Genomic DNA, 11,605 nt, shown 5'->3' with positions numbered 1-11,605 from the left:
ATTTTTTGAAATGCTAAAAATAATATTTATCATGCCAGAGTTTTAAACAGATTTTGAAAATAAATTTATTCATTTAATCTATCGGGTATAAGAATGTCACGGTTACCATTACTTTCCATAGCACTGACCAAACCGGCTTTTTCCATATCTTCCATTAGTCTCGCCGCGCGGTTATAGCCAATTTTAAGCCGTCGCTGAATGCTCGAAATAGAAGCACGGCGTGTATCTATTACAATTTGTACAGCTTGATCATACAACACATCTTTTTCACTGGAGTTATTGTCTAAAAAATCTAAATCTCCACCTTCATTAAGATTAGCTTGAGTGAGATCAAGCATATATTCAGGCACAGCTGATTTTTTTAAGGCGTTGACTACATGGTGAACCTCCTGGTCAGCGACGAATGCTCCATGGACTCGAATAGGAACACCTGTTCCAGGAGCTAAATACAACATATCTCCATGTCCTAATAGTTGATCAGCGCCTTGCTGGTCAAGAATAGTACGAGAATCAATTTTCGATGAGACCTGAAAAGAGATACGTGTGGGAATATTTGCTTTGATTAAGCCTGTAATAACATCAACAGAAGGTCTTTGCGTAGCTAGAATAAGATGTATGCCTGCTGCTCTAGCTTTTTGGGCAATTCTTGCAATTAACTCTTCAACTTTTTTGCCAACTACCATCATCATGTCAGCAAATTCATCGATTAATACAATAATATAGGGGAGATGTTCTAAAGTTTCTGCTTTACCACCTTGCTCAGGTTTCCAAAAAGGATCATTAAGTGGCTGCCCTTTATCATTAGCTTCTTGTATTTTTTGGTTATGTCCTGCTAAATTTCTTACTCCCAAATGCGCCATTAATTTATAACGACGCTCCATTTCCGCGACGCACCAACGTAATGCATTCGCTGCTTCTTTCATATCGGTGACAACGGGCGCTAAAAGATGAGGAATACCTTCATAGATAGCTAATTCCAACATTTTTGGGTCTATCATAATCAATCTAACTTGCTGAGGCGTTGCTTTATATAAAATACTAAGAAGCATGGCATTGAGACCAACTGATTTTCCAGAACCTGTAGTTCCTGCAACAAGTAGATGTGGCATTTTCCCTAGATCAACGATGACTGGATGGCCCGCTATATCTTTACCTAAGGCAAGAGAAAGTGGCGATCTCGCATGTTGATACGCGGTTGAGCTTAATATTTCGCTGAGCCGAACAATTTCGCGATGTTTGTTCGGAACTTCGAGTCCAATAACTGACTTCCCAGGAATAACTTCCACAATTCGTACGCTAACGACTGATAATGACCGAGCTAAATCTTTGGCGAGTCCTGTGATACGGCTTACTTTAATTCCTGCAGCCGGTTGCATTTCGAAACGTGTAACTACAGGTCCTGGATGTACAGCTACAACTTGTACTTGAATCCCAAAGTCTTTTAACCGCAGTTCAACATCACGTGATAGTTGCTCTAGTTCATCGCGTGTGTATCCTTCTTTACTTAATTTTTCAGCTGGATCTAATAGAGTTAATGAAGGAAGAGAAGATTCAGTAATATTTTTTTTAATTGAAACTATAGTGGTAGGGGGTGAATAAGGCTTTATAGATAGAGAATTATGATTAGTTATTTCTGTGTTAGTTAGGGGTGAATTTATTATAGAATTAAATTGAGGTGAAGGTTTACTGCGAGACATATTTATTGTGTCAATCTTATTTAAAGTGCTTGCATGCAGGGGCTTAATTTTTTCAGATGCTCTTTTTTTTATAGCATACATTATAAGTTTTTTTATTTTTTCGGCAATTTTTCCTGGCATTACCGCGATATAGCTGCTTATTTTATCGATAATATTTAACCAAGAAAAACCAGTTGCAAGCGTTGTGCTGGCTAATAAAAGAGCCAATAGAAATAATGTGCTGCCGACTACATTAAATTGAACAATAAAACTTTTTGTAACAATATTTCCTAATTGTCCTCCTGGGGTATAACCATGTTTTGTATGCGCACTGTGTAAAGCAGCAAGTCCACAAGCTGCAATAAAGATAGTGAGGAAACCTAATATACGCAAAGCCAAAAAAGGATAACTAAAAGACAAGCTTGAAAAACGACCTTTAAAACATTGCCATCCTCCATACACAAGTAATGCCGGGAACAAATAGGCTAAAGAACCAAAACTATAAAAAAAGAAATGGGCAAGTTGATCTCCCCAGCGGCCTGCTATGTTCATTGAGACTTGGGTATGTAGTGCAGGATGGTGAGTCCACAAGGCTAAAAACAAAAAAAGAGCAAGGGCACCACTAACGATGAGCAGGCCTTCTAGTAGACGCTGCTTAAGACTTAATTGTAAAAAATCTTCGGTTCTGGCTTTTTTCAAGGGGGCTCCTTATTTAAGGCGTAGCATAAGCATACAGTCTTTTTGGATTACTTATGGGTATAGGTACTATTTATAGCGTTCTTTGTTATACTTTGTTAGCAATTTTAATTATAACAATTTTTTTATTATCTGGGTTTTTACCTTAAAGTGGTTTTTATGAGTCAGGTTCAAAATCATCGACTAATTATTTTAGGTTCCGGACCAGCAGGGTATACAGCAGCGCTTTATGCAGCGAGAGCTAATCTTGATCCAGTTATTATTACGGGCTTGCAAAAAGGCGGTCAATTGATGACCACTACAGACGTTGATAATTGGCCAGGTGATGTAGAGGGTTTACAAGGACCTGTTTTAATGGAACGTATGAACAGGCATGTCGAGAGATTTAATAGCAAAGTTATTTTTGACCATATAAATAAAATTGATCTATCCCAAAGACCTTTTACTTTAAAAGGGGACGACAAAATTTATCAATGTGAAGCTTTAATAGTTGCAACCGGTGCATCAGCCAAGTATTTGGGTTTGCCTTCAGAAAAAGAGTTTATGGGAAAAGGTGTTTCAGCTTGTGCTACTTGTGACGGACTTTTTTATAAGGATCAAAAAGTTGCAGTTGTTGGGGGTGGTAATACTGCTGTTGAAGAAGCTTTATACTTGGCTAATATTGCCGATCATATTTTTCTCATTTACAGAGGAAGTGCATTTTTTCGTCCAGAAAAAATTTTGGTGGATAAATTAATGACAAAAGTGAAAATGGGAAAAATTTCTTTAATATTAGAAACTGAAGTGGATAGTATTTTAGGGGATGAAAAAGGGGTCAATGGACTAAAACTTAAAAACACTAAAACAAATACAACCAGTCAATTAAAAGTGCATGGGGTTTTTATAGCTATAGGTCATACACCTAACACAGAGATATTCAAAAATCAATTAGATATGGAGAATAACTATATTTTGGTGCGAGGAGGAAATAAGGGCTTTGCAACAGCGACTAGTGTGAAGGGCGTCTTTGCTTCTGGTGATGTTATTGATTCTGTTTACCGTCAAGCCATTACCTCCGCGGGGACTGGTTGCATGGCAGCACTAGATGCTGAGAAATATTTAAGTGAGAGTTTCTAATTAGAAATATAAATTAAAATGAGGCATTATGAATGCATAACAGATTATTAGGATTTTGCCTATTATTATTGGCGGTATCACCTGTTTTAGCTGTTGATTCAGGTAGTGATTTAAATAATGATCCTTATGAAAATTATAATCGACATGCATTTAAGCTTAATCAGACCTTAGATAAAGTCTTTTTTAAACCTGTTGCTACCATCTATAAAACTATTTTACCATGGCCTGTTACCAAAGGTATTGGTAATTTTTTCAGTAATTTAGAACAGATCCCTACTGTTATTAATAACTTACTACAGGGGGACTTTTATGATGCCACATCGAATACATGGCGTTTTTTAATTAATAGTACGGTGGGAATTGCGGGGTTTATCGATGTTGCGAGTCGAATTGGTTTACCTGCTCACAATCAAGACTTTGGTTTAACTTTAGCAAAGTGGGGCTATACTTCATCGGCTTATCTAATCGTTCCTATTTTAGGCCCACGTACCGTGCGGGATGCTGTTTCTTGGCCTATAAACTATGGGGTTTTTTCTGTTTATCCTTATATTAATGATGTAGCCTGGCGAAATGGTTTAACATGGGGTAGTTTCATTAATGCTCGGGCACAATTATTGGATTTCGATCAAGCGATAAAGCAAGCTTCTTTTGACCCCTATATATTCCAACGTAATGCTTATTTACAACATAGAAATTATTTAATTCGTGAGAACAATAATTTAATAACGGATGAGGATGAAGAAGATAATGTTGACGAGGCGGAATAGCTTCTGTAAGCTTTTTTCTATACATCATTCATAAAATTACATGGATAACTTGATTTAGAAATAACAATCTAAAAATATAAACTTTAATTTTGGAGGTTTCATGAAAGAAGTATTGAATGGCGGATTGACTGAAGCTAAACGGAAAAAAGTGGCTGAAGGATTGATTAAATTATTAGCAAATAATTATGTGTTGTATTTGAAAACACATAATTTTCATTGGAATGTTGTAGGGCCTATGTTTCAACCTCTGCATAGTGTATTTGAAGCACAATATATTGATCTCTGGAATGCAGGTGATACTATCGCTGAACGTGTGCGAGCTTTGGGGTTTCCTGTACCAGCTAGTTATGCTGATTTTGCAAAATTAAGCAAAATTAAAGAAGTTGTTGGAACACGCACAATTAAAGCCAAAGACATGATTAGTCAGCTAGTGCATGATCAGGAAGTCATGGTTCGTTTAGCCCGTGAATTGTTGCCAGAGACTGAAGAAGCCGATGATCAAGTATCAGTGGACTTACTTTCTGACCGGATGGAAGTTCACGAGAAAAATGCCTGGATGTTACGCAGCTTTTTAGAATAGTATTTTTAACATCAAGTTTACCCTCCTATATACCCTAGAGGATTGTCCTGTGTTACTATGATTGCGTTTAGTTTATCTCTGCCATAGCCAGATTAATAAGCGTGGAAACGATTAATATCTTGGAAATGGCCTTTTTTAGCCTTTTGGAGGTTTTGCGTGAATAAAAGATTGTATGTGGGTGGTTTAAGCTATAGCGTCGATGACGATGGACTAAGAGAGCTTTTTACCCCTTTTGGGACAGTAAATTTTGTTAAAGTTATCCGAGACTTCCATAGTGGCCGTAGTAAGGGCTTTGGTTTTGTTGAAATGTCTACACCTGAAGAAGCGAAAGAAGCTATAGAAGCTTTACATGGTAGTATCCATGAAAGACGCACCATTACTGTGTCCGAAGCTAATCCACCGGATTCTAGCTCAGGTGGTACTGGCGGCGGACGACGTACTGGTGGTGGTGCTAGCGGCGGCGGACGACGTACCGGTGGCGGCGGCGGACGCGGTGGAATGGGCGGTTCTGGCGGCGGCAATGGTGGTGGTTATCATCGTGGCCGTGAGCAACGTGAAGAGCAGTATTAAGGATTTAGTACTTTAGTATAATAGAAGTAGGGTCTTAATTCCCGCTTAAGTAAGTGCGGGCACAACACCATACATCTATTCTTTTTACACCCACATCGTATAAAGCGTGACTCATCTCGATGAGCGTATGGCCAGTGGTCATTACGTCATCGAGTAGCGCTATATGCTGGTTAGCAAGACTCTGGTGTGCGACAAACGCATTTTTCACATTACTTGAGCGCTGGTTTGCTGGCAGCATACTTTGAGCCGCGGTGTCTATTACTCTCTTACATCGTTTATAGTCAATACTTATGTTTAATTTTTTCGAAATGGGACGCGCTAACTCTATCGCTTGATTAAAGCCACGCTCATAAAGTCTTTTTTTATGCAAAGGCACTGGAATAATTCTATCTGGCAACTCTTCGCTCTGGTAATGTGAGCGGATTTTTTCAGCTATTAAAGTTCCCAAAATATGGGCATAAATTAATCGTTGCTGAAACTTAAGACCAGTAATCAACTTTTTTATTGTTTCTGAATAAGAAAAAAAAACACATAATTTATGGAAAGGCGATGGCTTTTTTAAACAAGTACCACAAACGGATTGTGTTGAAAAAATTAAAGGCGCAGCGCAATAAATACAGATATTTTTTAACCAAGGTAAAAGTTCTTCACACTCAATACATAAATCAAAGTCTCTATTGGCTTTATCGTGGCATAAAATGCAATGATAAGGGAATAAACAATGAGTGAACCCTTTATTTATTTGTTTTAGTAATTTGCTGATATCCATTATTTAAAATTCTTGTTAATCTAGAAAAACATGTAAGCTATTTTAAGTTATGAATTAGTAGAAATATTTAGTTAATCCATAATAAACCTTATTATAATGATTGAATACGATATAAATTTCCTTTTTGATTAACAAGCGAAGGTTTAAGATAAGTTGTGAAGGTATAAATATGTGTGGAATTGTAGCGGGAATAGCGCAACGTAATATTGTTCCTATTCTTATTGAAGGTTTAAAAAGGCTAGAATATCGTGGTTATGATTCGGCTGGAATCGCCATATTGGATTCTAAGCAACAGTTAATACGTCGTCGAACTGTAGGTAAAGTTGAAGCTTTAGAGAAAGCAATAATACCCGAATTTTTATCAGGTAACATTGGTATTGCACACACTCGCTGGGCGACGCATGGTAAACCAAGTGAATCTAATGCTCATCCTCATATTTCAGGTTCTCATATCGCATTAGTTCATAATGGCATTATTGAAAATTATTTACCTTTAAGGCAAGAACTGATAAAAGCGGGCTATTCCTTTGAATCTGAGACAGATACCGAAATTATGGCCCATTTATTGAATCAAGAGCTTAAAAAAAACCATAATTTTTTAACCGCGGTTCAGAAGACAGTAGCTCGTTTAGAAGGTGCTTTTGCCGTCGTTTTTCTCTATCAGAACGAACCTCAATCGTTAATAGCCGTGCGTAAAGGCAGTCCTTTAATGGTTGGACTAGGTCATGGTGAAAATTTCATTGCTTCAGATCATTTGGCTTTACTTCCGGTAACGCAACAATTTATTTATTTACATGAAGGTGATATTGTTGAAATCACTACCGAAAAGCTTAGTTTCTACGATAGTAATGGTAAGGAAGTTCATCGTCCTAAGCATTCAATCGATTTGCCAAAAGATGTGGTGAGTAAAGGAAAGTATCGTCATTTTATGGAAAAGGAGATTTTTGAACAACCGATTGCGGTTAATGCGGCTCTTGAAGGTCGTCTGGTAAACCAATTACAAGTTTGGGATGAAATTTGTGGTCTTAATTCCATACAGCGTTTTTCTAAAATTAAACATGTGCAAATAGTCGCTTGTGGTACTAGCTATCATGCAGGTTTGATTGCAGCTCACTGGGTAGAGAGATGGGTGGGTATTCCTTGTCAAGTAGATATTGCCAGTGAGTTTCGATATCGACCACATATTATTTATCCAGATACATTGTTTATTACTATATCTCAATCGGGAGAAACGGCAGATACACTAGAAGCATTAAGACAAGCTAAAACTGAAAATTATGCAGCTACATTAACAATTTGTAATGTTCCTGGAAGTACTATGGTGCGGGAGTCTGATTTTGTATTATTAACACGAGCAGGTCCTGAAATTGGCGTGGCATCGACTAAAGCGTTTACAACTCAATTAACAGTTTTATTATTATTAACCTCATTTTTAGGTTTAGCCCATGGGTGGGATAAAGAACAAGAGGCGGCTTGCCTCTCTGAATTAAGAAGTTTACCTAAACTTTTAGAACAAACGTTAAAATTAGATCCAGCTATTAAGAAATTAGCTAAAATATTTATGGATAAAGAACATGCTTTATTTATTGCTCGAGGAATTCATTTTCCTGTAGCATTAGAAGGGGCTCTCAAGCTTAAGGAGATTTCTTATATCCAAGCTGAAGCTTATCCAGCGGGAGAGCTAAAGCATGGACCGCTTGCTTTGGTTGATAGTAATATGCCAGTTGTCGTTCTAGTACCATCCAATTCCTTGCTAGAAAAACTAAAGTCAAATATCCAGGAAGTGCGTGCACGTAATGGTCAGCTTATTTTGTTTGTTCAAGAAGAATTTGATACAAATGACACTGAAAGTGTAAGTATTTTATTACCCAAGGCAAGTGATATGATTAGCCCGTTAATTTTTGCAATTCCCTTGCAACTTTTAGCTTACCATGTAGGGATTTTAAAAGGCACTGATGTTGATCAGCCACGCAATTTAGCAAAATCGGTGACTGTTGAATAAGAAAGTTAATCCTCAGAGATTATTTGTAGATACTTTAACAATTTCAGCTAATTTATTCGCAATAGTTTGTACTTCGGACAATTCGCTTCCTTCGACCATGACACGAATTACAGATTCTGTTCCTGAAGGTCGTAATAATATACGACCGCGATTTTTTAAAAAAAGCTCTGCTTCTTGCACCGCTTTTTTTATATTTGCGTTGTTCATCATCGCTAAAGGATTTTCTGCTGGGATGTTAATTAATATTTGAGGAAATTTTTTCATTGCTTTTTTGGCGGTATGCAATGATAGACCCGATGATTGAATAGCCTCTAACACTTGCAGTGCGATAATGATTCCATCTCCAGTTTTAGTTAAGCGACGAGAAATAATATGTCCAGACGATTCTCCACCTAATTGCCAATTTTTGCTTTGTAATGCTTCATTAACATATCTATCGCCTACTGAGGTACGAATAAAATCGAGGCCTAATTCTTTTATAGCTAATTCTAAACCGAGATTACTCATAGCGGTACCTACAATACCACCTTTAATGTGACCTTTTTTAACGCCATGTTGGGTTAATAGAAATAGTAATTCATCCCCATCAACAATTTCACCCAAATTATCTACCATTAATACCCGATCACCATCCCCGTCAAATGCGATGCCCAAATCTGCTTTTTCGGATAAAACTTTTTTTTGTAAAATATCTAAATGGGTAGAGCCACAGTCTTTATTAATGTTTAAACCATTTGGCTTCGTACCTAGTAATGTTAAATCGGCACCTAATTCAGAAAATAATGCTGGTGCAATATGATAAGTGGCTCCATTAGCACAATCGAGAATGATTTTTAAACCGTTTAATTGAAATGATTTTGGAACTGTTGATTTGCAAAAATTAACATAGCGTGCTTTAGCATCTTCTACTCGAATTGCTTTGCCTAATTTAGCAGAATCAACCGTATGAATAGTTTGATTAAGGTGATTTTCGATTTGTAGCTCAATGTTATCAGCTAATTTACTTCCATCATGAGAAAAGAATTTAATTCCATTATCATAATAAGGATTGTGAGAAGCGCTGATTACTATACCTGCTTGTGCATCTAAATCAGTAGTCAAAAAAGCAATAGCAGGAGTCGGGATAGGGCCCAGGAGATGCACATCGACTCCTGCTGCAGATAAACCCGCTTCCAGAGCAGACTCAAGCATGTAACCAGAAATACGTGTATCCTTGCCAATTAAAACTTTATTTCGACCATTTGCTAAAACCTTTCCTACAGCCCAACCCAGTTTTAGTACAAATTCTGGTGTAATAGGATTTTCACCTACCTTTCCGCGAATACCATCTGTCCCAAAATATTTGCGGGTTTTAATCATGATGAATCCAAGAATAAATCGATCAATTACAGACTATCTACTGCTGGATCGTCTGTAATTGTCGAGTCTTTTTGTGAAGGAGATTTTTCCTCAGAAGAAGAGGGAGTATCTTTTTTACCCCCATTACTCCAACCTTTGGGTTCCCTAGGAGGTTTACCTTCCATAATGTCATTTATTTGACTGGAATCAATAGTTTCATATTTTATCAGAGCTTCTGCCATGAGATGCAATTTTTCAATGTTATCTTGTAATAAGGTTTCAGCAAGCTTGTAATTACGCTCAATAATACTACGACTTTCTTCATCAATTAATTGTGCAGTATCGTCAGAGAATTTATTGTTTTTAGTAATTTGGTGTCCTAAAAATACTTCTTCATTTTCTTGATTATAAGTTAGAGGACCAAGACGTTCGGATAAGCCCCATTTAGTTATCATATTCCTGGAAATTTCAGTCGCACGTTGTATATCGTTTGATGCTCCAGTGGTGATTTGTTCTGGCCCAAAAATGAGATACTCAGCAATGCGTCCTCCAAATAAACTAGCAATCTGGCTTTCTAAGCGTTGTTTGGTATAGCTATAACGATCTTCTTCTGGCAAGAACATAGTAACACCTAACGCTTTACCACGTGGAATAATAGTAACTTTATACACAGGATCATGGTCTGGGACTAAGCGCCCTACAATAGCATGCCCCGCTTCATGGTAAGCAGTTAGTTTTTTTTCTTTCTCATTCATCACCATGGAACGTCTTTCACTGCCCATCATGACTTTATCTTTGGCTTTTTCTAAGTCAACCATATCCACAGTAGATTTATTTTCACGTGCGGCAAATAAAGCAGCTTCATTGACTAAATTAGCTAGATCTGCACCTGAGAATCCAGGCGTGCCTCTGGCTATAATCACTGGTTTCACATCTTTTCCGTAAGGAACTTTTCTAAGATGAACTTTTAGAATTTGTTCACGACCACGTATATCAGGTAGGCCAACAATAACTTGTCGATCAAATCGGCCCGGTCTCAATAAGGCTGGATCTAAAACGTCGGGACGATTAGTGGCAGCCATAACAATAACACCTTCATTCCCTTCAAATCCGTCCATTTCAACCAATAGTTGATTCAATGTTTGTTCGCGTTCGTCATGTCCGCCACCTAGACCGGCACCACGATGACGACCGACAGCGTCGATTTCGTCAATAAAAATAATACAGGGAGCTTGTTTTTTAGCTTGCTCAAACATATCTCTTACGCGAGATGCACCTACACCTACAAACATTTCAACAAAGTCAGAACCAGAGATCGTGAAAAAAGGGACTTTTGCTTCGCCAGCAACAGCTCGAGCTAAAAGTGTTTTACCAGTCCCAGGAGGACCCATTAATAAAACGCCGCGTGGGATTTTCCCCCCTAATTTTTGAAATTTAGCGGGGTCTTTTAAAAATTCAACTAATTCACTGACTTCTTCTTTCGCTTCTTCAGCGCCAGCTACATCGGCAAAAGTAACTTTAACTTGGTCTTCACCTAATAAACGAGCTCGGCTACGACCAAAAGATAACGCACCCTTTCCACCCGCACCCCCCATTTGGCGCATAAAAAATATCCATACCCCGATGAGCAATAGCATAGGGAACCAATTAATAAAAATACGCATCAAGAAGCTTTCCTGTTGCGGTGGTTCTCCTTTTACATTAACTTTATTTTTCAATAACTCAGGAAGTAAATATTGATCAGGAATAGGCATATAGCTCGTGAAAGATTTTTCACCCTGTAACTGGCCTTTTATAACTTGGTTGCTTTGTATTGTTACAGACTGCACATTCCCTTGTTGAACGTCTTTCAAAAACTCAGAATACGTTAAGCGTTCGCCACCGTTATTGCGAGGTTCGAGATTGTTAAATACCGAGATAAGTATGACAGCAATAATGAGCCATAAAAATAGATTTTTCAGCATGTCGTTCAAGCTAGACTACCTCGCATTTCTCACAAAGAGGGCATTATATACTAAATTTTGTGTTTCGATTATTTTTAGCTCTTTTTCAGTGCGTTACCAAAAGAGGACTAAATAAATATACTCTTCG

The 11,605-nt window shown here is 37.7% G+C and carries 9 protein-coding genes; 5 read left to right on the top strand and 4 right to left on the bottom strand.

Annotated elements, in window-relative coordinates; genetic code table 11:
- Window positions 1–65: 65 nt before the first annotated feature.
- Entirely contained in the window at window positions 66–2,375 is a 2,310-nt protein-coding gene (locus AAHI99_RS06525; RefSeq protein WP_342227468.1) for a DNA translocase FtsK, read from the bottom strand.
- A gap of 156 nt (window positions 2,376–2,531) precedes the next feature.
- Between AAHI99_RS06525 and trxB the strand changes: the two genes are divergently transcribed.
- From trxB to AAHI99_RS06505, 4 genes are all read left to right on the top strand, one after another.
- Window positions 2,532–3,488, top strand: coding sequence for a thioredoxin-disulfide reductase (gene trxB, locus AAHI99_RS06520; protein WP_342228371.1), 957 nt, complete (start codon window positions 2,532–2,534; stop codon window positions 3,486–3,488).
- A 32-nt stretch (window positions 3,489–3,520) separates the two neighbouring features.
- Complete coding sequence (locus AAHI99_RS06515; protein WP_342227467.1) at window positions 3,521–4,255, top strand: VacJ family lipoprotein; 735 nt, start codon at window positions 3,521–3,523, stop codon at window positions 4,253–4,255.
- Between the two features lie 100 nt (window positions 4,256–4,355).
- Window positions 4,356–4,835: a Dps family protein gene (locus AAHI99_RS06510; protein ID WP_339050189.1), complete on the top strand. Its 480-nt coding sequence runs from the start codon at window positions 4,356–4,358 to the stop codon at window positions 4,833–4,835.
- A gap of 156 nt (window positions 4,836–4,991) precedes the next feature.
- Window positions 4,992–5,405: an RNA-binding protein gene (locus AAHI99_RS06505; protein WP_339050188.1), complete on the top strand. Its 414-nt coding sequence runs from the start codon at window positions 4,992–4,994 to the stop codon at window positions 5,403–5,405.
- Window positions 5,406–5,439: 34 nt separating this feature from the next.
- Here the strand turns inward: AAHI99_RS06505 and AAHI99_RS06500 are convergent, their stop codons facing one another.
- Window positions 5,440–6,174, bottom strand: a complete 735-nt coding sequence (locus AAHI99_RS06500) for a ComF family protein (RefSeq protein WP_342227466.1) — start codon at window positions 6,172–6,174, stop codon at window positions 5,440–5,442.
- 169 nt (window positions 6,175–6,343) lie between these two features.
- On the opposite strand from AAHI99_RS06500, the gene glmS reads away from it, so the two are divergent.
- On the top strand, window positions 6,344–8,176 hold the full coding sequence (gene glmS, locus AAHI99_RS06495) for a glutamine--fructose-6-phosphate transaminase (isomerizing) (RefSeq protein ID WP_342227465.1): 1,833 nt from the start codon (window positions 6,344–6,346) through the stop codon (window positions 8,174–8,176).
- Window positions 8,177–8,188: 12 nt separating this feature from the next.
- On the opposite strand, the gene glmM is transcribed toward glmS, so the two are convergent.
- Entirely contained in the window at window positions 8,189–9,535 is a 1,347-nt protein-coding gene (glmM, locus tag AAHI99_RS06490) for a phosphoglucosamine mutase (RefSeq protein WP_342227464.1), read from the bottom strand.
- Between the two features lie 26 nt (window positions 9,536–9,561).
- Window positions 9,562–11,487: an ATP-dependent zinc metalloprotease FtsH gene (gene ftsH / locus AAHI99_RS06485; protein WP_342227463.1), complete on the bottom strand. Its 1,926-nt coding sequence runs from the start codon at window positions 11,485–11,487 to the stop codon at window positions 9,562–9,564.
- Window positions 11,488–11,605 lie beyond the last annotated feature (118 nt).

This window comes from Rickettsiella endosymbiont of Rhagonycha lignosa (assembly GCF_964031165.1).
Lineage (GTDB): Bacteria > Pseudomonadota > Gammaproteobacteria > Diplorickettsiales > Diplorickettsiaceae > Aquirickettsiella.
The sequence above is the reverse complement of the archived record's forward strand: the minus strand, read 5'-3'. Positions and strand labels throughout refer to the sequence as shown.